14 protein-coding genes and 2 pseudogenes are annotated in these 20,892 nt (G+C 64.0%); 6 read left to right on the top strand and 10 right to left on the bottom strand.

The window, feature by feature from the left end; translation table 11 throughout:
• Positions 1-2,466 (top strand): UvrD-helicase domain-containing protein, encoded by a 2,466-nt coding sequence (locus tag BMW74_RS03515; protein WP_093413744.1) that lies wholly within the window; start codon positions 1-3, stop codon positions 2,464-2,466.
• Positions 2,467-2,598: 132 nt separating this feature from the next.
• Here the strand turns inward: BMW74_RS03515 and BMW74_RS03510 are convergent.
• Positions 2,599-2,787 (bottom strand): annotated as a pseudogene (locus BMW74_RS03510) (DUF1652 domain-containing protein); the annotation flags it as partial.
• Positions 2,788-2,880: 93 nt separating this feature from the next.
• Here BMW74_RS03510 and BMW74_RS03505 point away from each other — a divergent pair.
• The 4 genes from BMW74_RS03505 to BMW74_RS03490 all read left to right on the top strand — a co-directional run bounded on the left by BMW74_RS03505 (position 2,881) and on the right by BMW74_RS03490 (position 6,670).
• Complete coding sequence (locus tag BMW74_RS03505; RefSeq protein ID WP_093413737.1) at positions 2,881-3,696, top strand: helix-turn-helix transcriptional regulator; 816 nt, start codon at positions 2,881-2,883, stop codon at positions 3,694-3,696.
• A gap of 49 nt (positions 3,697-3,745) precedes the next feature.
• The gene (locus BMW74_RS03500) at positions 3,746-5,152 is read left to right on the top strand and encodes an NAD(P)/FAD-dependent oxidoreductase (RefSeq protein WP_093414806.1); all 1,407 of its coding nucleotides are present in this window, start codon (positions 3,746-3,748) and stop codon (positions 5,150-5,152) included.
• Positions 5,153-5,181: 29 nt separating this feature from the next.
• Positions 5,182-5,523 (top strand): cupin domain-containing protein, encoded by a 342-nt coding sequence (locus tag BMW74_RS03495; protein WP_093413734.1) that lies wholly within the window; start codon positions 5,182-5,184, stop codon positions 5,521-5,523.
• A gap of 94 nt (positions 5,524-5,617) precedes the next feature.
• Positions 5,618-6,670, top strand: coding sequence for a polyamine ABC transporter substrate-binding protein (locus BMW74_RS03490; RefSeq protein ID WP_371911738.1), 1,053 nt, complete (start codon positions 5,618-5,620; stop codon positions 6,668-6,670).
• Positions 6,671-7,212: 542 nt separating this feature from the next.
• Here BMW74_RS03490 and BMW74_RS03485 read toward each other — a convergent pair.
• Positions 7,213-9,570, bottom strand: a complete 2,358-nt coding sequence (locus tag BMW74_RS03485) for a tetratricopeptide repeat protein (RefSeq protein ID WP_093413727.1) — start codon at positions 9,568-9,570, stop codon at positions 7,213-7,215.
• Positions 9,571-9,704: 134 nt separating this feature from the next.
• Between BMW74_RS03485 and BMW74_RS25375 the strand changes: the two are divergent.
• Positions 9,705-9,908: pseudogene (locus tag BMW74_RS25375) on the top strand (DUF3313 family protein); the annotation flags it as partial.
• A 67-nt stretch (positions 9,909-9,975) separates the two neighbouring features.
• Here the strand turns inward: BMW74_RS25375 and BMW74_RS03475 are convergent.
• The 8 genes from BMW74_RS03475 to BMW74_RS03440 form a co-directional block, all read right to left on the bottom strand.
• Positions 9,976-12,492 (bottom strand): fused MFS/spermidine synthase, encoded by a 2,517-nt coding sequence (locus BMW74_RS03475; RefSeq protein ID WP_093413725.1) that lies wholly within the window; start codon positions 12,490-12,492, stop codon positions 9,976-9,978.
• A 206-nt stretch (positions 12,493-12,698) separates the two neighbouring features.
• Positions 12,699-14,291: an arylsulfatase gene (locus BMW74_RS03470; RefSeq protein WP_093413722.1), complete on the bottom strand. Its 1,593-nt coding sequence runs from the start codon at positions 14,289-14,291 to the stop codon at positions 12,699-12,701.
• Between the two features lie 73 nt (positions 14,292-14,364).
• Complete coding sequence (locus tag BMW74_RS03465; protein WP_093413718.1) at positions 14,365-15,381, bottom strand: HAD family hydrolase; 1,017 nt, start codon at positions 15,379-15,381, stop codon at positions 14,365-14,367.
• Positions 15,378-16,808: a BatD family protein gene (locus BMW74_RS03460; RefSeq protein WP_093413715.1), complete on the bottom strand. Its 1,431-nt coding sequence runs from the start codon at positions 16,806-16,808 to the stop codon at positions 15,378-15,380. Before BMW74_RS03460 ends, BMW74_RS03465 begins: the two co-directional genes overlap by 4 nt.
• On the bottom strand, positions 16,805-18,382 hold the full coding sequence (locus BMW74_RS03455; protein ID WP_093413712.1) for a VWA domain-containing protein: 1,578 nt from the start codon (positions 18,380-18,382) through the stop codon (positions 16,805-16,807). Before BMW74_RS03455 ends, BMW74_RS03460 begins: the two co-directional genes overlap by 4 nt.
• 2 nt (positions 18,383-18,384) lie before the next feature.
• Positions 18,385-19,377, bottom strand: a complete 993-nt coding sequence (locus BMW74_RS03450; protein ID WP_093413709.1) for a vWA domain-containing protein — start codon at positions 19,375-19,377, stop codon at positions 18,385-18,387.
• Positions 19,364-19,951: a DUF4381 domain-containing protein gene (locus BMW74_RS03445; protein ID WP_093414800.1), complete on the bottom strand. Its 588-nt coding sequence runs from the start codon at positions 19,949-19,951 to the stop codon at positions 19,364-19,366. Before BMW74_RS03445 ends, BMW74_RS03450 begins: the two co-directional genes overlap by 14 nt.
• The gene (locus BMW74_RS03440; RefSeq protein WP_093413706.1) at positions 19,951-20,892 is read right to left on the bottom strand and encodes a DUF58 domain-containing protein; all 942 of its coding nucleotides are present in this window, start codon (positions 20,890-20,892) and stop codon (positions 19,951-19,953) included. The genes BMW74_RS03445 and BMW74_RS03440 overlap by 1 nt, the downstream gene beginning before the upstream one ends.

Here is a 20,892-nt window from a genome sequence, read left to right as displayed (position 1 = left end):
GTGCCGCGAAACATCCCCGATCTTCCTCCGACGCTTTTGCCCCTGGCCGACATGCCGTTGCTCAAACGGTTGGCTGCGCGCGTGTTCGGCAATGGCCTGACGCGGTTGCGTGCCCAGCACCGGGCGTCCTGGCTGCACGGCCAGGCCGATGGCTTTCGCAGTGGACACACCGCAGGCTTTGACTACGGCTACCAGGAAGGCAAGGCCGAGGGCGTCGAAGAAGGCCGGCAGGTACTGCTGATTCGCGACAGCCGCTGCACAGAGCATCCGGCGCCGCGGGTCGATGATTTCCTGTTCGATGACTGGCGCCTGCCCCTGAACGCCGACCTCAAGAAGCGCATGAAGGCCGACGTGGCCCGACTGTTGCCCGCGCATGCCCAACCCAGCGCCGCGCAGTGGAAGATGATCTTTAGCGATACGCCGTCGACCTCGGTGATTGCGGGCGCCGGAGCCGGCAAGTCGACGACCCTGGTGTTGCGCATCCTGCTGTTGACGCATTACCTGGGTTTCGAGCTGGATTCATTGACGGTGGTGACGTTCACCCGAGAGTCGCGCAAAGACTTCATCAATAAGCTCATCACGCTGTTTGCCCTGTGGGGCCACGCATTGGCGCACAAGAGCGCCAGCGACCTGGTACGCACCTTCCACTCGCGGATTCTGCCGATGGTCCGCAGCCTGCCGGGGTTCGAGCGCTTGCAAGCCTTTGAGAACCTCAGCGAGCGCTCGCAGTTCAATGAGTCGCAGGCGGACAGCAATCCGTTCGACCTGCGCATCAATGACGCGCAGCGCCAGCAACTCAACGCTTGCTACCATCGCCTGCACACCCAGAACGAACGCTTTCGGCAACTGATCGCGCCACTGTCCCGGCATGCCCTGCAGCTCAAGGAGCTGGAGCGCGACCATCCGGATGTGCAAAAGCGCATGGCTGTCACCGAGCTGGCCGCCAAGCGCGACGAAGAACTGTGTGATCTGGTGCAGGACCTCTGGCAGCGTGCGGGTGCGTGGCCGATCAAGGGCATTGAGTCCAGCCGCCAGTCGTTCGACATCAACGGCTCGATCTTTCATTGTCACGGTTACATCCCGACGCTGGATGCCTGGGTCGTTCTGGGCTTCGATCCGCGGGAGAATCCGCAGCTCAGTCGTCCCAGCGCCAAGTTGTCGGTTCGCGCCGAATGGGCAGTAAAGCGCACCCTGTTTCAAGCTTTCTGTCGTAAGCCGTTGATATGGTTGGATAATTACGAGTCTTCAAAGCGCCTTCTCGCAACCCTTGCCGGTGATGTGAGCGCCGGGCCCGGGTTTGACTACAAGGTCAAGGGTGAGCTGGGCTCGGCGCCATTGCTCGACTGTTTTGTCGCCGCGGCCAGCTTCATCGAGAACCTTGGGCTCGATGTGCCGGCTGCTGTGGGCCGGATGAGCTTCGCCAAGGACGATCCGGACCGCTTGTTCTTCGAGGCGCTGAGCCTGTTCTGGCGCAACTTTGAAGATCATCTGCTGGACCAGAAACCGCCGGTCATGACCTACAACCGCATGTTCGCGTTGTTCAGCGAGCATTCGCCGGAAAACCTCAAGCTGCTCGGCGATGAACTGTTGCGGCCGATGTCGCACTTGATGATCGATGAGTTCCAGGACGTATCGCCGCAGATCGTTTCCTGGATTCGCGCCACCCTGGGCGAGATTCGCCGCCGGGGCCCGGCCATGCACGTCGGGCGGGGCGCCCAGCGGTCATCGCTGCTGTGTGTCGGTGATGACTGGCAGTCAATCTATGGCTGGCGCGGCAGCTCGCCCAAGTACTTCATGGAGTTCAACAAGGAATTTGCGTCGCCGACCACCACGCGGGTGATGCTCAGCGACAACTATCGCAGCCACCAGCACATCATCGATGCCGCCGAACACATCGTGAAGGCCGCACCGGCGATCCCGGGCAAGAAGGCCAAGGCGATGGGCGAGTCGGGGCCGTTGCTGCCGGTCACGGTGTTCGAGCGCGATGACGCGGCGCTGGGCAAACGCCTGGCCGAGCATTATCGACAGGGCGATTCAATCTTGATGTTGTATCGAAAAAGCGGCGATAAGTTATTGATAGAACAGCATATTTCGTCTGTAGTTAATGTTGATTCTAGCTTGCCACTGGAGCAGCGACGCCTCAAGCAGTTGACCTATCACAGTGCCAAGGGGCTGCAGGCCGACGCGGTGTTCCTGCTGGGTGACTGTCAGCACCTGACCCTTTCGCCCTACAAGAATCAGGTCTATGGCATGGCCGGGTTGGGTAAGGAGGGTGACACCGAGGCCTATGACACGGCGCAGAAGGACGAAATCCTGCGCCTGGCGTACGTTGGCATCACCCGCGCCGTGAGCCATTGCTACTGGTATGTCGAGGCCCAGGAAGGGCCGGCAGCCAACATGCCCAAGGCCTCGGACCGGATTGCACCGGGCAAGCCGTTCTTTGCCGATCAGCGGGTGGGTAAGTAGAGGGGCGTGAGCCTGTGAGCCTGTGCGCACGTGGGAGCGAGCCTGCTCGCGAAGACGGCGGACCCCTCACGATCGATGTTGAGTGTGCCGACGCCTTCGCGAGCAGGCTCGCTCCCACATGATTGGCTCGTGTCAGGCATACGTGCGCTGCACAAGCGGCGGCACAAACGCCTCCACCGCTTCGATGATGCGTTCCACCTCGGTCGCGCAGGGGATCCCGGCAATGGCAATCATGCTGCCCGGCGCATCCATGCTGCCCTCGAAACCCATGGGGTGAAAGTGCCAGCGCATCAACTGACAAGCGTTTGGGAGCGTGACCTTCCCCGGCGATCACCGCGCGTCGCATAAATGGGCATTGAAGCCGTGGCGCAAGTTCGGCAAGCTCGGCGTTTCCGATTCCAGAGTTGTCCGCCAATGCCTGTCCATGATGATGGCCTTTTGCAAACCCAGGCCACCGGCGAGACCGTGCTGCGTTACCACTTGTGCTGGAAACACCGCGACCTGGACGGCGTCATGGCGCTGTATCACCCGGATGTGCAGTATCACGACTTCTTCCAGAACCGCGTGTTCGGCTTGGGCGAACTGCGCGAGTACGTGCGCAGCAGCATGCCACGCGAGGCGGACGAGGCACTGGAGCACTCGGACCGCATTCGCCTGGATGGCGACACGGCGTTTATCCAGTACCGCATGACCCTGCGCGGTGGCGAGGGGCTGGTGTCGTTCCGGGCCAGCGAAGCGATCACCGTGCGCGATGGGCTGATCTGGCGCGTCAACGAATACGCTTCCCTGGTGTACGAGCAGGTGGGCAGTTCGTCGTCCGCCAGCGCGCGCCCGGCGGCCAGTCGGCTGGGGTTGTCACCACGGCAACTGAGTTTCATCGCCGAGGATTTGCAGCAGTACTTCGAGCGCCAGCAGCCTTACCTCGATCCCGAACTCGACCTGCAACGGGTGGCCAAGGAGTGCGGTTACAGTCGCAACCAGATTTCCTACTTGCTCAATCAGGTACTGGGCCAGAGCTTCTATCGCTACGTCAATCAGGCCCGCCTGCGCCATTTGCTGGCAGCACTGGAGGACGCGCCGGCGCCGGCACGCGTCGACGAGTTGGCCTTCGCGGCCGGGTTCAATTCATTGTCAGCGTTCTACAAGTGCTTTCGGCAACACACCGGGATGTCGCCCAAGGCGTACACCCAGCACATTTCTCTGCGTGCACGCGCGCAAGACAGCCACTGAACCGACGACTAGGATTGACCCCATTGAACCTTGAATGGCGGAGTCCTGGATGCCGGCGTGGCGCACGATCAGTTTGTGGATGGATCAATTGGACGAGCCGTTGGTGGCGCGTCCGTCCCTTGAACAGGACCTGGACGTTGATGTAGCGATCATTGGCGCCGGGTACACCGGTCTCTGGACCGCGTACTACCTCAAGCGCCACAAGCCTGAGCTGAACATCGCCATTGTCGAGGCGCAAACCGCCGGTTTTGGCGCTTCGGGGCGCAATGGCGGCTGGCTGATGGGCAATCTGTTGGGCGAAGACAGCCTGCTGGCCGGGCTATCGCCGCCAGCACGCCGCGCGTCCTACGACCTGTTGCACGGCATCCCCGATGAAGTGGCGAGCGTCCTCGAACGTGAGGGCATCGACTGCGATTATCGCAAGGGCGGGGTGCTTTATTGCGCGGCCCGCTACCCCGAGCAGGAAGCCAGCCTGCGTGGCTACCTGGACTCGCTGTACGCCCAGGGCCTGAACGAGGCCGACTACCGCTGGCTGTCGCCCGAGCAACTGGTCGGGCAGATCCGCATCGCCAATCCCTATGGCGGCATCCAGGCCACGCACTGCGCCACGATCAATCCGGCCAAGCTGGTGCGAGGCCTGGCGCGGGCGGTGGAGCGCATGGGGGTAAAAATCTATGAGAACAGTCCGGTGCAGCAGTGGCAGTCCGGGAGCCTGAGCACGGCCAAGGCGGCCGTGCGTTGCCGTTGGCTGGTGCCGGCGGTGGAAGGGTATGCCGTCACGCTCGCGCCACTGGGCCGTTATCAGTTACCGGTGCAGAGCCTGCTGGTGGCCACCGAACCGTTGTCGGCCGCGACCTGGGACGAGATTGGCCTGAACCAGGGCCAGGCGTTTGGCGAAAGCAGTCGCCAGGTCACCTACGGCCAGCGCTCGGCGGACAACCGCCTGGTGTTTGGCGCGCGTGGCGGCTATCAGTTCGGTGGCCAGTTGCGCCAGAACTTTGATCTGACTTCCAGCGAAGTCGAATTGCGGCGTTACCTGTTCAGCGAACTGTTCCCGCAACTCAAGAATGTCGAGATCACTCACTCCTGGGGTGGCAACCTGGGTATGTCCCGCCGCTTCCGGCCGCACATGCTGTGTGACACGCGCAGCGGCATCGCGCTGTCAGGTGGCTATGGGGGCGAAGGCGTGGGGGCCAGTAACCTCGGCGGTCGAACCCTGGCCGACCTGATCCTCGAGCGCGACAGCGAGTTGGTCCGCCAGCCGTGGGTGATTGCCCAGGGCGGCCTCGATGCGCTCAAGGCCTGGGAGCCCGAGCCCCTGCGCTGGCTGGGCTACAACGCGATCATCCAGAGCTTTATCCATGAAGACCAGACCCTGGCCAACCCCGGCAGCGCGCCGTGGCGGCGCAAGCTCGCCAGCCGGGTCGCGGGGTTCATGGAAGGCTTCATGCACTAAACACGTCTCTCACCTCGACAGGTAATCCTATGAGCATCACCCAGTTCAAGAACACCCACCACGCGGTACTCGAAGAGTCGAATCCGGTTGCCGTGCCATTGGGCACCCCGGTGGCGGTGGCCTCCACCACTAGCGTGGAGCGCGACGACGGCGTCGAGACCGGCATCTGGGAGTGCACCCCCGGTCGCTGGCGGCGGCAGATCGTCGCGCAAGAGTTCTGCCACTTCGTCCAGGGCCGCTGCACGTTCACCCCGGACCACGGCGAGACCCTGCACATCGAAGCCGGCGACGCGCTGATGCTGCCGGCCAACAGCACCGGGATCTGGGACATCCAGGAAACCGTGCGCAAGACCTACGTGTTGATTTTTTGATCGCTGATCACCCGACCACCTGCCAATAAGAACGCCATACAGGACTCGAATCATGATCCGTCTACCCCTTGCTCCCTTCGCCCTGGCTCCCTTGATGCTGGTCGCGTCGCTTGGCCACGCTGCCGAGACCGTGAAGGTCTACAACTGGTCGGACTACATCGCGCCCGACACCATGAAGAACTTCCAGAAGGAAGCCGGCATCGGTTTCAGCTATGACGTCTATGACAGCAACGAAACCCTCGACGGCAAGCTGATGACAGGGAAGTCGGGGTACGACGTGGTGTTCCCGTCGAACCACTTCATGGCGCGCCAGATTGAAGGCGGGGCGCTGAAGAAGCTCGATAAGAGCCAATTGCCGAACTGGAAGAACCTCAACCCGGTACTGCTCAAGGCCCTGCAAACCAATGACCCGGGCAACGAGCACGGCTTCCCGTACCTGTGGGGCAGCACCGGGATTGGCTACAACGTCGCCAAGGTCAAGGCGGTATTGGGGGACAACGCGCCGGTGGATTCCTGGGACCTGATCTTCAAGCCCGAGAACATGGAGAAGCTCGCCAAGTGCGGCGTGGCGATCCTCGATAACGGCCCGGAAGTGTTGCCGGCAGCGCTGAACTACCTGGGCCTGCCCCATCACAGTAAGAACCCGGAGGACTACAAGAAGGCCGAAGCGCTGCTGCTCAAAGTCCGGCCTTACGTCAGCTATTTCCACTCGTCCAAGTACACCAGCGACCTGGCCAACGGTGACATTTGCGTGGCGGTGGGGTTCTCGGGTGACATTCTGCAGGCCGAAAGTCGCGCCAAGGAAGCCAACAATGGCGTAGAGATTGGTTATGCGATCCCCAAGGAAGGCGCGGCGATCTGGTTCGACATGGTGGCCATGCCGGTCGATGCTCCCGATGAAAAGGCGGGCTACGTCTTCATGAACTACTTGCTGCGTCCGGACGTCATGGCGGGCATCAGTAACTATGTGCATTACGCCAATGGTAACGAGGCGGCTGATAGCCTGATCGACCCGGTCATCAAGAACGACACCAAGGTGTATCCGAGCCCCGAGATGATGGGCAAGTTGTTTGCGCTGGAGGCGATGCCCCTGAATATCGACCGGATTCGTACGCGGTTGTGGAACAAGATTCGCACGGGTAGTTGATACGTTGCTCGCGACGATGTCGGAACAGTCAGCAGCGATGTTGAGGATTACCCCGTCTTCGCGAGCAAGCCTGCCCACCCTGGTCCACGGCGAACACACATCCGGGGAGCCGCTCAATTCCTTGGAGCGAGGCTTGCCCGCGAAGGCGGTAAGCCTGACGACATCGATGTCAAATGGGCTGGCCGGTTCGCGGGCAAGCCTTAATGCCAGTCAGTTAAGCGAAACCCGCGTGGGAGAGAGCCTGCTCGCGATAGCAGTAGGTCAGTCAACGGAGATGTTGGCTGTGTTGCCGTCTTCGCGAGCAGGCTCGCTCCCACAGGTTTGGCGCCTTAACTGACTGGCATTAGGGCAAGCCTCGCTCCTACGGGCTCAGCCCAGATTCCTGCTCGCGATGGCGGTGACGAGCGGCATGGCTAAGACAGTTGCTCCCACGCTGATCTTCAGCAGACATAAAATCCGGGCCCGCCCCAGGTCCCTTGTGGGAGCGAGCCTGCTCGCGAAAGGGGCGGCCAGTCGGCATGATTGACTGGCCCGCCGCGTACCTACTTCAGCGCCGGGTCACCCGGGTTCAGTTGCTTGAAGCCTTGCAGCAGTACCTGGGCCTTGGGCTCCTGGCCGTTTTCCAGGTAGAACTGGATCAACGACAGCCGCGCGTTGCGGTTGGCCGGTTGTTGTTTGATCAGTTTCTCCAGCAGCTCGCACGCCTCATCGATTTTGCCTTCCCCATGCAGGGCCACGGCCAGCACGTAACCGTACTGGGCGTTCAGCGGCTCCAGGCGAGCGGCATTGCGCAGTGCGGTCATCGCTCGGGCGGTGTTGCCGGCACGGATCAGTGCCAGGCCCTGGGTGTGCTGGAGCAACGCCGAATCAGGATGGTCCTTCAAGCCTTGGGCCAACAGCGTCTGGGCTTCCTGGCTGCGACCACGGGACTCCAGCCATTGCACCAGGGTCGCCAGGGCCGGGTAGAAGTCCGGATCGTGCTGGAGGGCGGTGCGCAGCAGTGCTTCGACCTCGTTGCCCCGTCCACTGGCTTGATAGAGCATCGCCAGGTTGAGGTTGGCTTCGGCGCGCTCGGCCAGGCTCAGTTGCACCTGTTCGTATTCGTCGATGGCGGCTTGCCAGTTCGCTTGTGCGGCGCCCAGGTTGTTGGCCGCGCCAAGCAGGTCGCGGGCGGCGAGGATGCGAATGGCCTTGACCGGATCGCTGAGCAACGGCGTATACAACGCCACGCGCTCGGCCGGGGGCAGGAAGCCACTGACCGCGCGGATCGCGCTTTCACGCACCTGCGGGTCACGGTTGCCCAGGTCCTTGGTCGCCAGTTTCAGTGCCTGGTCACTGGGGTACAGCACCAGCTCGGCCAGCAGGGTTGCCCGTTGGATCGCCGGCAGGTGGTTGCGCTGCAACTGTTGGTACAGCGCCGCCGCCGCGCCCGGTTGCCCGGTGCGCACCTTCCACAGGCTTTCGTCGTAGCGCGGGGCCTGGTCGGCGGGCGGCGCATTCCACAGCTTGAATTGCTCGGTGACCGTGTCGCCAGCCTTGCCGACGTGGCAGGTCAGGCAGGCATCGGGGGTGCCGAGGGTCTTCGCGCGTTCCGGGTTCGGGATGCTGAAGCTGTGGTCATGCCGAAAGTCGTTGCCCATGTAGAACTTGCCGGGCATGTGGCAATCGACACACTGCGAACCGGGTTGGCCCGCGGCATGGCGGGTGTGTTCGGTGGACGTGTAGTCCTTGGCCTGCAAGCCCTGGCCATCCACCCCTTCGACGGTGGTCTTGCCGGTCGTGTTGTGGCATTGCAGGCACACCCCGTTGCCGGGGGCCTTGAGTTCGGTGCTGTGGGGATTGTGGCAATTGCTGCAGCGCACGCCTTTGTCGAACATCTTGCTTTGAAGGAACGAGCCGTGTTCGAACACCTCATCCTTGATTTTGCCGTCCAGCGCATACAACTCGCGGGTCAAGACACTCGGCAGGTAGTCATCCATCAAGCGCTTGCCGGCGGTGTAGCCGTCACCCAGCGGGGCTCGCCGGGCGTGGCAGCGGGCGCAGGTCTCGATCTCGGTGGTGGCGTTCTTGTCCTTGAGGTCGACATCAAAGCCCTTGTGGATCAGGTCGCCTTTTTTATCCGCCCATTGCAGGTGATTCGAAGCCGGGCCGTGGCATGCCTGGCAACCGACACCCAGGCTGTTCCATTGGCTGTCGAAGGTGTTGCTGGCGGTGTCGTAATTGCGCGTGTAGCCGGTGGTGTGGCACTCCACGCACATGAAGTTGGCGTTCTGGCTGGGCTTGCTCCAGTGCAGTGGGTTCTTGAAGTTGACGCCCTGGCCGGGGTAGAGGTGGAACCACTGGTTCTTCTGGGTATCCCAGGCCACGCCCAAGGCTTGCAAGCGACCGTCGCCGACCTCGATCAGGTACTGCTGCAGCGGTGCGATCCCGAAGGTGTAGGCCACCTTGAAGTCGGCAGGCTTGCCATCGATCCCGGGGGTATTGACCCAGAAGCCTTCGTCCTTGCGAAAGAACCGGGTACGTTCTTTTTCACCCTTGAAGGTGCGGTTGTCGAAGTTACCCAGCACGGTCTTGTTGTCCGCGACCTGCATCGCCAATTGGTGGTGGGAGCCTTGCCAGTCCTTGACCTGTTCGGTGTGGCATGCCTGGCATTGCTGCTCGTTGACCATGCTCGCCGGCGGCAGCGGTGCAGGAACGGCCTTCGCGACCGGGGCTGCGGCAGGGACGGTGCGCGCCGCCACATAAGGCGCGGGCGTCGGCTTGTTGGCGAACAAAAACCAGCCAAGACCGGCCATCACCAGCAACAACAGGGCGGCGGTGGCGGGGAACAGATAGCGAGAAATCAGGGTCGGCTTGGCATCAGGGTCAGGAGGGGTGCGGGTGTTTTTAGGCTGTGGCATTGCGACTTCCGTGGTCCAGGTGCTCGGGCTTTCGAGGCGTTTTTTTGAGCTGTGGTGCAGCTTTGCGTCACCTTGGGGTTCTGTCAAACGGCGGTTGTGACAAATCCCACAGCGCGAGAAGAAAAATCGAATCTCGTGACCAGGAAACCGACCTGGCGACCGAGGCGGTGTTCCTCGATGGCGGCAACCATCAGATGCTGGCACAGGTGGTCCGCAAAGGCACCGGCAAGGCGCTGGAAAACGATGCCCCAGTCATGACCGCCAATGATGTCAAAGGCGTGATGGACGGCTGGGCCCAGGACCTGGGCAAGTCGTATCTGCAGCTCAAGAGCCAGTAATGAGACGAGCACCTGCGCGGATAGTCATCAGCCAGGTGCGATCCGACCTGGGCTCAGTGCTGTGTAATCACGGCCCGACAAACCAGCGGTAGTACGGATTCGCGGCATCCCCCTGCATCACCTCTCGAATATCCCTGGCCCAGGCATCGCGATCGCCATCGTAGGCGTGCAGGCTGGCGCGGTAGAACTGCATCAGGCGTTGTTGATGCGTTGCCATGCGCTCGCTGAACAAGGCGTCGGCGTTGATCAGGGGCGGCGCGCTGCGCAGGTCGAGCAGGGCGGGCAGCACCCGGCTGATTTCCTTGGCGCGGACCCACGGTGCGTATTCGATGCGGGGCTGGTCATCGGTCACCGGCAGGGTATTGCCGGCAAAGCGCTGCAAGCCGTCGCGGTCGGTGACCCAGGTCGCCATCAGCGCGGGGGCCGAACTCACGCCCACCTCCTGCAAGGCACTGCGTACGGTCTCCTGGGCGTAGCGCGCGCTGATGCGCGTGGCGTCCAGCTCAATCGGCTCCAGGGCGCCGACCAGGAGCATCTCGTGGAACTCGCTGGTCCACAGGTTGGCGTAGGGGAACACGTCGAGAAAGCTCTGCACCAGCGCCCGGGAGTCGTCGATGTTCTGTGTGGGCAGGGGCAGCCATTGGGCCACCAGGCCGTTGTTCTCCAGGCGCTTGGCGGCCAGTTCATAGAAGTCGCGTGAATACAGGTTGACCACGCCGGCCGCGGACGGCGGCGGGGGTTCGAGGGTGATCAAGTCAAACCGCTGCTCGCTGCGTAGCAGCTCCTGGCGACCGTCACGCAGGCGCACGTCGAGGGCCGGGTTGGCCGCCGCGTTGTAGTTGCCTTTGAACAGTGGCGCAGCCTTGACCACCGCGGGCAGCAGTTCGGCCACCACCCGCTGCTCCAGGCCCGGATAACGCAGCAGGGCGCCGGCGGTGATGCCGGTGCCGAAGCCGATCACCAGTGCCGAGCGCGGTTCGCCTTTGTGGATCAGCAGGGGCAGCAGGGCCTGGATGCGCATGTAGCGCAACGACGGCATGGCATCACCGGTGTTCGACACGCCCTGGATGTACAACCGCTGGAACGTGCGCTCGCGTTGGCCCTGGGTGACCACGGCCACCGTGCCGCCGCGGCCTTCTTCATAGAACGCCAGTTCACCCTTTTGCGCACCCGGCAGCAGGCTGGCGAGCTTGTCCACCGGGGTCAGCAGCGCCACGGCGAGCGACAGCAGGCTCATGACGATCACGCCCCGGCGGGTGCCTTTGGCCACGCCCTGGCCACGGCTGGCGGCCACATAGCCCACGGCGGCGGCGATGATCGCCAGCAGGCCCAGGGTGCGCACCAGTCCCAGCAGCGGGATCAGCAGGAAACCGCACAGCATCACGCCGATGATCCCGCCCAGGGTATTGAATGCCACCACTGCGCCGACGTCCTGGCCGACCCGTTCGGTGCCCACGCTCAGGCGCAAGGCCAAGGGGAAGGCGGCGCCCAGCAGCAGGGTCGGGACGAACACGATGCACAGCGCCGCGACGGCGAAACGCGTGCTCATGGCCCCCAGTTCGCTGGCGCCGATGGCCAGGGCGAGGGCTTCGCCCTGGGTTTGCAGGTAGATCAGCCAGCGCCCCAGCAGCGCCACTTCCAGCAAGGCCAGCAACCCGGCGCCGGCAATCAATACCCCGAACAGTCCCCATGGATCGCGTACGCGATCGACACGGCGGGCCATCCACGCACTGCCCAGGAACAACCCGCACAAGTAGGTCGCCAGGACCACGGCAAAGGCGTAGGTGCGGGTGCTCATGAACTGCACGATGGACTGCGACCAGACCACTTCGTAGCCCAACGCCACGCCACCGGCAATCGCGTACAGCCACAGGGCCAGGCGCGCCGGTGCGGCCTGCTTGGCCACGGCGGCGGGCGCCTCGACGGCGATCAACGCCTGGCGCTGGAACCACAGCAAGGCCCCGGCTGCGGCCAGCAGGTTGAGCATGGCGGCGGCGATGGCACTGCCGCGCACGCCGAGGGTGGCGATCAGCACGAAGGCGGCGAGCAACGTGCCGATGATCGCGCCCGCGGTATTCGCCGCGTAGAGCTGGCCGCCGGCCTGGCCCAGTTGCCGCGGGTCGCTGGCCAGTGCCCGGACCAGCACCGGCAGGGTGCCGCCCATCAACACGGCCGGGATACCCACCAAGGCAAACGGCAACACCCACGCCAGTACGCCAACGTGCTGTGCCAGCCAGGCAAACGGACTGGCCGCCAGGCTCATGCCCACCGTGGTCCCGACCCCCAGCACGGCCACCAGCACTTCCAGCCCGGCGTACAGCAGCACCGGACGCTGCAGGCGATCAGCCAGGCGCCCGAACAGCCACCCACCCAAGGCCAGCCCGGCGAAGAACGCGCTGATGCCGGTGGTGATGGCATACACCTCGACCCCCACCACCAGCGACAGCTGTTTGATCCACAGCACCTGATACACCAGCGCGGCGGCACCGGAGACCAGCAGCAACAGGGCGGGGATCAGCAGGGCCGGCGAGCGGGTAGTGTGGGTCGGAAGGGCCGACGACTTGCTGGCGACACGTGAAGACATTGCGGGTTGCCTTGTACAGAACCTGAAGAAAATCCTCAGCTCGGATGCGATCCTGTGGGAGCGGGCTTGCCCGCGAAGACGTCGGTACAGTCAACATCGATATTGAATGTGCTGGCCTCTTCGCGGGCAAGCCCGCTCCCACAGGGCACGTGGCTGTCTTGAATAGGGCCGCCTGCCCCCCAGGGCAGGCGGCGGTCTTGCGGGTGTTACTGTCCAGCCGCCGCAGCGGCTTTCATTTTCTCAGCGATTTTTACATCCACCGCAGCACGAATCTGGTCAATGCTGAAGCTGGCTGGACGCTGGCTTGGTGGGTATTCGATGAACGTTTCCAGGAACGTAGCTGCCTTGCCGACCGCTACAGCACCCAGGTAGACGTTCTTGGTGGTCCAATCGTAATACTGGTCGGACACCACGTCGGCACGTTCATACGGGTCCATCCGCAGGTTGAAGATCTTCGGTACGCGCAGGCACACGAACGGTTCGCTCCAGACCTTGAACCCGCCTGGTTCGCGTTGCTCGCAGAACACCACTTTCCAGTTGTCGAAGCGCATCGAGACCAGCACGCCGTCATCGTTGAAGTAGTAGAACTCTTTGCGTTCACCCTTGGGCTGTTGGCCGGTCAGGTAGGGTAGTTGGTTGTAGCCGTCCAGGTGCACCTTGAAGGAGTTGCCACCCGAAACCGGTGTCCAGCCCTTGAGCAGCTTGTCCTTCACCCCGGCATCGCCAGCCGCGGCCAGCAGGGTCGGGAACCAGTCCATGCCCGAGAGCATCTCGTTGGAGACTTCACCGGCCTTGACCTTGCCCGGCCAGCGAATGATCGCCGGTACGCGGTAGGCGCCTTCCCAGTTGGAGTTCTTCTCGTTACGGAACGGCGTGGTCGCCGCGTCCGGCCAGGAAAACTGGTTCGGGCCGTTGTCGGTGGTGTAGACGACGATGGTGTTGTCGGCGATCTTCAGGTCGTCGAGGGTCTTGAGCAGTTTGCCGACGTCACCGTCGTGCTCGATCATGCCATCGGCGTACTCGTTGCCGGGCATGCCGCTCTGGCCCTTCATCGACTCACGCACGTGGGTGAATACGTGCATGCGCGTGGTGTTCATCCAGACGAAGAACGGTTTGTCCGCCTTGGCCTGTTTCTCGATGAACGCTTGGGCGGCGGCGGTGGTTTCGTCGTCGATGGTTTCCATACGCTTGGTGGTCAGCGCGCCAGTGTCTTCGATCTTGCCGTCGGCGAAGCTGTGGATCACGCCGCGTGGGGTATAAGCCTTGAGGAAGGCAGGGTCATCCTTGGGCCAGTACGGACGCTCAGGTTCTTCTTCAGCGTTGAGGTGGTACAGGTTGCCGAAGAATTCGTCGAAACCGTGGGCAGTGGGCAGGAACTCGTCCTTGTCGCCCAGGTGGTTTTTGCCGAACTGGCCGGTGGCGTAGCCCTGGGACTTGAGTGCCTGGGCAATGGTGATGTCACGCTTTTGCAGGCCGACCGGCGCGCCCGGAATGCCGACCTTGGACAGCCCGGTACGCAGCGGCGTCTGCCCAGTGATGAACGACGAGCGCCCCGCGGTGCAGCTGTTCTCCGCGTAGTAGTCGGTGAACATCATGCCTTCTTTGGCGATCCGGTCGATGTTCGGGGTCTTGTAGCCGACCACGCCCATCGAGTAGGCGCTGATATTGGTCTGGCCAATGTCGTCGCCGAAGATCACAAGAATGTTGGGTTTTTCAGCAGCCCCGGCCGTAGCCGAGATCGCCATGACCGAAGTCGCCACCAGGGCGAGTTTCGGTAGCCACTTGCGTATGCGAGTCATCTGACTTGCTCCTTTTCCTTTCTGGAGTCGCTTTTGTAGTGCGACCAACGTTTATTACGGTGCTGCGATTGGGTTACTGGTTCTGCTCGGTTGCCGTGGCATCGATCGGATAGACCCGCTGCCACTCTTTGCGCATGTCCACGACGGTCCAGCCGCGCGCGTTGGCTTCATCCAGGGCTTTGTCCAGCTTGCCCACCTTGGAGGTGCGGTCGTAGGCCCATTCACGCTTGGCATCGGTGTGATGGACCAGGCCCATGAAGTTTTTTCCTGGACCGGCGGCGGTCCACTGGAGCATCTGCAGGTCACCGTCGGAGTTGCCGAAGGCCAGGATCGGACGGCGGCCAATCACCGCCTGGATGCTTTCCGGCTTGCCGGCGCCATCGTCGTTGTGCGCCAGCTTGGGCAGGCGCAGGATCGACGGTTGGCCGTCTTTTAGCTGGTATTGGGTGACAAACGTGGTCCCGATCACGTGCTCGGGCGGAACGCCGTAGACCTGTTCGGCGAAGGCGCGCATGAACTCGACTTCGCCGCCGGAAACGATGTAGGTCTTGAAGCCTTCGCTGCGCAGGTAGTCGAGCACTTCCAGCATCGGCTGGTAGATCATCTCGGTGTAGGGTTTGCCGGTGCTGGGGTGCCGCGCCTGGGCGATCCAGGTCTTGGCGTTGTCCATGAACTGGTCCGTGGTGATCCCGGTGTGGGTGGTGGCGACGATCTTCAACAAGCCCTCCATACCCGCCGCCTCCATGCCCTGACGGTCATCCTCCAGCACCGCCTTGAACGGTTGCTCGGTCTTCCATTCTGGGTGTTGGGGCGCCATGCGCTTGACTTCGTCAATTGCGAACAACAACTGGAAGTAGAACGGTTTCTCGGCCCACAGGGTGCCGTCGTTGTCGAACACCGCGATGCGCTCGGCAGGCTTGACGAAATCCTTGGAGCCTTCGGTGGTCACCGCCTGGACAAACGTGATGATGCTTGTCTTCGACGGCCCTTCGTTCCATGACGGCAGGGGATCGGCGGCCTGAGCCAGCAAGGGCAGGCTGAGGGCGACGGTCATTAGCAGTTTCAGACTGCGGGAGGTCAGGTTCGTCATGGCAGGTCCTTCTCGTGACGGGGATTTAGCGGGCGCAACGTTGCGGCGCCGGTACGGTGCTCGCGCTCGGCCTGATGATGCAGCGTAGACAATGATTCTCTAATGCGTACAAACGCCTGGGCCTTTTCAGGCACCGGGCCGTAGCAGCGACGCAGCAACGCCCGGGCTTCACCCCCCAGGGCACCAATGCCCAGGCCCAGGCGACTGCGCCGGGCCCATAGGTACAGGGCGCCCAGTTGCGGCGGTTGTCCCTGCAACTGGGCGGGGATCTGTTTCCAGGCGTAGTCCGCCGATTCCATCCAGGCGTCGCGACGGGCCCGGCGCCGGTTCTGCAGCGCGTGCCAGGCGCGCACGCACCCAGGCTTGAGCAGGTAAGCCAGGCCACCCAGCACCAGCAGTGAGGCCACCAGCAGCAGCCAGTGCTGTGACAGGTGCACGCGGCTCTTCTGGCCGAGGCGTTGCAGGTCCTGATCGATGGAAAACACCGGCTGGTAACCGGGGTTGGCAACGGCTTCAAAGGTCACCGCGGGAACGCTGGCAACCCGCGCCTGCTGGGTGCTGGCGTCCCACCACTGCACGTCAATCGCCGGCAGGGTGTGCTGGCCCGGGGTGTTGACCCGATAGCTGGCGCTGTCAATGCGCTGGCCGCCGTCGTGGTTGCCACGGCCGTCGTCCAGGTTGCTGACCTGCGGGGTGTTCAGGTAGCGGCGCAGGCCGTCGACGTCAACCAGTGGCGGCGCGGGCAAGCCCATTGCCAGGGCGCCATCGGCCTGCAGCGTCAGTTGCCGGGTGAGGGTGTCACCGACGTTGAGCGAGGTGGCCGATGGCGTGATGGTTTGCGTCAGGCGCAGGGCCTGGGCCACCAGCACCGGCTCACCGGCCTTGAAGCCCGGCGGCAACTGGGCACTGAAGTGCAGGGGCGGGCTCTGTGCGCTCAATACCTGGCTGGCTTGAGCGGGCGTGGCGCGTACGGTCAGGGCCGGGATGTCGAACGCCTGGGCCTGGTTCGGGGTGATCAGGTAGGTGTAGCGCATGCCGAAGAACGGCGTGCCATCCAGGGTCTGGGTGATGTGCTGGGCTTCGCCGTTGGGCGGCATCACCAACGCACCGGGCAGCGCGAGGTCGGGCAGGGTCGCCGCGCTGGTGAACCAACTATCGGTCAGCACGTCGACCTGCAGGCGCACCAGGGAACCGACCATGATGTCGGTGGCCGGTTGCAACTGGGCCTGGACGCGCAACTGGGGTTCGGCGGCCAGCAGGTTGCTGGCGAGCAGGGAGAGCAGCAGGGCCCCAAGGGCTTGGCGGACTGGGTGGGTGCTTTCGCGAGCAGGCTCGCTCCCACAGGGGATCTGTGAACGCTGCACATTCTGTGTGGGAGCGAGCCTGCTCGCGAAGGCCATGGCTCGGTCCAACAGCCCGGCACTCATGGCTGCCTCCCTTGATCCTGGAGGCTGAACTTTTGCTTGAGGAACTTGGCCGGCGACGTGGTCAGGTTCTGCAGCCATAGCTCATCGGAGGCCGCTTGCTGGGTCTCTACTGCTTTGCTCTTGCCCTTGCCGGCCGGCTTGTCGTACTTGACCTCGTCGGGCTTGACCTTGGGCGCGTTGTCGCGGGCGCTGTCGGTGTCCTTGAGCAGGGCCTGGGCCAAGGCCAGGTTGGCGGTCGCCTCGGGGAACTGTGGCTGCAACGTCAGGGCCTGGGTGTAGGCGGCAATCGCTTCGTCGAACTTGAAGCGGCGCACGTAGATGTTGCCCAGGTAGAAGTAGGCCTGGGGCGTGTCGAGCCGGGCGACGCTGGCCAGCGCCAAGTCGTAGTCGGCGGCGTTGTAGGCGGCGATGCCTTTCCAGAGCGGGTCACGGAACAGCGCGGCAGCGGCCGGGAAATGCTCGTGCTCGAAGGCCCAGCGACCTTGCTGGTCGGCTGTCAAGAAGGCATCGGCCAGGGCGCCGGCCTGGGCCGGTACCGGCTGCCAGCCCAGCCCCAGGCCCAGCAGCAGGACCGGCGTCCAGTTCAAGCGCCAACCACGGCGCACGGTGCAGAAGGCGATCAACAGCAACGGCCAGCACAGCCAGTAGCCAGCGTCTTTCCAGTGCAGTTCGCGCTGTTCGGCGCTGGCGCTCTGGAAGTGTTGCTGGGCGTGCAACTCGACCCAGTCCAGGTCATCGTCATTCAGGGTCAGGCTGCCCAGGGGCGCGTCGGTGGCCGAGGCCAGTTGCTTGAGGGCGTCCTGGTCGAAGCTGCCCAGAACGGGCCGGCCGTTGCTGTCGGTGAGCGGTTGGCCGCTGGCGTTGATGATCACGCCGCCGTCCTGGCTGCCGGCCGCCAGCACCAGCACTTGCAGGTCGCTGCCCGCCAGTTGTTTGTCCAGTCCCGACAGCTGCGCGGTGTCGGCGCCGTCGGTGACCAGCAGCAGGGTGCCGGGGGATTGCTCGGCCGCCAGCAGGCGCTTGGCTTGCTCGATCACCGCGCCGACGTTTCTCCCCGGCTTGTTGATCAGGCCGACACCCAGGGCCTGGATGAACGTGTCGAGCAGCGCCGGGTCATCGGTGGGCGGCAACACCAGGTGGGCGCTGCCGGCGTAGGCGATCAGTCCGGTGCGCGCCCCGCTGCGCCGTTGCACCAGGTCGTGCAGCGTGTGCTTGGCGGCTTCCAGGCGACTCGGCGCGACGTCGCTGGCGTCCATCGACGGCGACAGGTCGAGGGCGAGGATCAGCGGCGCGCGGTTCTCCAGGAAGTCCGGGCGATCCTGCTCCCAGGTCGGCCCCGCGGCGCCAACGGCACCGAGGATCAGCAGCGCGCTCGCCAGGTGGACCGGGCGCAGGCGATGGGGGTCCTGCGGGGTGATCAGCAAATGCGGCAGCAGGTGCGGGGCGATATTGCCGCGCAGTTGCCGTTGCAGGTCGCGGCTGCGGCGCCATAGCCGCGGCAGCGCGGCGCCGAACAGCGCGAGCAACAGCCAGGCCGGGCGCAGGAAGTGGAAGTCGTTGAGGTTGATGTCCACCTTCAAGCTTCCGGTCGCGGGTGAGCGTTGCGCAGCCGAGGCTTGAGCAGCGCGAGCAGGTGATACAACGCCAACACGCCAATGGCCGCGCCCAGCGGCAGCCAGAACAGGTCGCGCTTGGGCTGATGGCTCAAGGTCTGCACCTGATGCGGGTTGAGCTGGTCGAGGGTGGTGTAGACCTGGTCCAGGGCCTGGCGGTCCTCGGCGCGGAAGAACTGCCCGCCGGTGGTCTTGGCAATGTCCTGCAAGCCTTTGAGGTCGACCTTGGCTTCGCCATCGGCACCCGGGTCACCGATGCCGATGGTATGGATCACCACGCCCTTGGCGGCGGCCATACTGGCGGCGTGCGCCGGGGTGATCGCGCTGCTGGTGTCGTTGCCGTCGGTGAGCAGGATCATCACCTTCTCTGGCTCATGGGCCTTGTCGAACATCTTCAGGCCCAGGCCGATGGCATCGCCGATGGCGGTGTTGGGCCCGGCCATGCCGATGCCGGTGTCGTCGAGCAGCAACGCCAGGCTGGCGTGGTCCAGGGTCAGGGGTGCTTGCGGGTAGGCGCCGCTGCCGAACACGATCAGGCCCAGGCGGTCGTCCTTGCGGCGTTCGATAAAGGCGTGGACCACCTGCTTGACCGCCGCCAGGCGATTGATCTTCTGCCCGTTGGCGTCGGTGTAGTCGGTGGTCTCCATGGATTGGGAGATGTCGATGGCCAGCATCAGGTCGCGCACCGGTTGCTGGCGTTCGATGGGCTTTTCCACCAGCACCGGACGCGCCGCCGCGATCACCAGCAGGATCCAGACCAGCACGTTGAGCAGCAACTGCCCGCGATTGCTGCGGGTGCCCGATTGGCTGGGGACCTGGCCCACCGCACGGCTCATGGCGCTGAAGAACGGCACGCGCACCGCATTGCGGGCTTCGCGGTAGTCGGGCAGGTAGCGATAGCCCAGCCAGACGGCAGGGAGCAGGAGCAGCAGCCAGGGGTAGTCAAACTGCCACATGATGCTGCTCCACCCAGGTTCTACAGGTCTCGAACACCTGTTGGCGCTGCTCGGTGGGCAGGGCGAGCAGGGTGGCATCCGGCGCGTAGGCGAGGGTGGCCAGTTGTTGGCTGAAGTCGGCGGGCAGGGGCGTGGGGCTGTGCTTGGCCAGGAAGGCTTGCCAGTCTTCCCCCGTCAAGGCCCCGGGGTTCTCCTGTGGGAGCGAGCCTGCTCGCGATGGCGTCCGATCCGTCAACATTGTCTTTGAATACAAGGCCCTCATCGCGAGCAGGCTCGCTCCCACGGGGGAGGCGTGTGTGGCCGGGATGGACAAGGCCACCCGCTTGAGCAGTTCCGGCAGTTCGCGCAGGGCGCTCAGTTCGTTGCTGGCGTGCAGTTGGTTCAGGCGCACCAACGCTTCGCGCCGATAGCGATCCCGGCGCCAGACCCAGTAACGGCGTGCGGCCCAGACCAGCAGGGTGGCCACCAGCAGCCCCAGCAACGTCCACCAGCCCCAGGTCTGTGGCGCGTAGCTGACTGGGGCGGGCAAGGCCAGTTCGACCAGTTGGTCGATGCTCGGGATGTTGGGATTGATCATCGGCTGCCTGCCCGTTTGCCCAGTTCGGCGCGCAGTTGTTCGTGGGCCGGTTGCGCGGTGCTGAACATCATCAGCGGCACCTGGCTGCGGCGCAGCAGGGTGGCGACGTCCTTGAGCCGGCCGCTGAGGAGCTCGCCCAGCGGTTGATGGACCTGACGCCGTTCCACGGCCAACTCCACTTGCAGTTGGCCTTGGGTCACCAGCAGCCGGCCGTTCGTGGGCAGGTTTAGCGCCAGCGGGTCATAGACCTGCATGGCGATCACGTCGTTGTGGGCGCTGAGCTGACGCAGCAGTTGCAGGGTGCGCGGGCCCGCTCCGGCAAAGTCGCTGACCAGGCAGATCAGGTGATCGTGGCCGGCCAGGGCCAGGCATTGCTGCAGCACCTTGTCGAGTTGGTCTTCACCTTCGGCATCCGGGTTACCGGCGTTGAGTGCCTGGTTGTGTTGGGCGATGCGGTTGTACAGGGCCTCCACGCGTTTGCGGCTGCGCAGCGGGGCGATGGCGTCGATCCGTGTGTCGTTGAACACCAGCCCGCCAACCCGGTCGCCGGTGTTGAACACCATCCAGGCGGCGAGGGCGCCAAGCTCGGCGGCCAGGGCCGACTTGAAGCTGCGCTGGGAGCCAAAGAACATCGACATGCGCTGGTCGACCACGATCAGGGCCGGGCGATCGCGTTCTTCGGTGAAGGTGCGCACCACCGGCTTACCGGTGCGCAGCGAGGCGCGCCAGTCCAGGTGACGCAGGTCGTCGCCGGGCTGGTAGCGGCGCAGTTCGTCGAAGTTCAGCCCGCGCCCGCGCAAGCGCGAGGCGTGGTTGCCGGCCAGGATGCTGCCTTGCGGCTGGCGGGCGAGGAAACTCAAGTCGTGGGCCTTGAACTCAAGCGCCATCAACTGGGCGAGCGAGACGTAAACCAGGCCATCGAGTTCCTGAGCATTCAT

The organism is Pseudomonas sp. ok272 (assembly GCF_900109995.1).
Classification (GTDB): Bacteria; Pseudomonadota; Gammaproteobacteria; order Pseudomonadales; family Pseudomonadaceae; genus Aquipseudomonas.
Note: the sequence above shows the minus strand (reverse complement) of the source record. Positions and strands in the feature narration are given on the sequence as shown.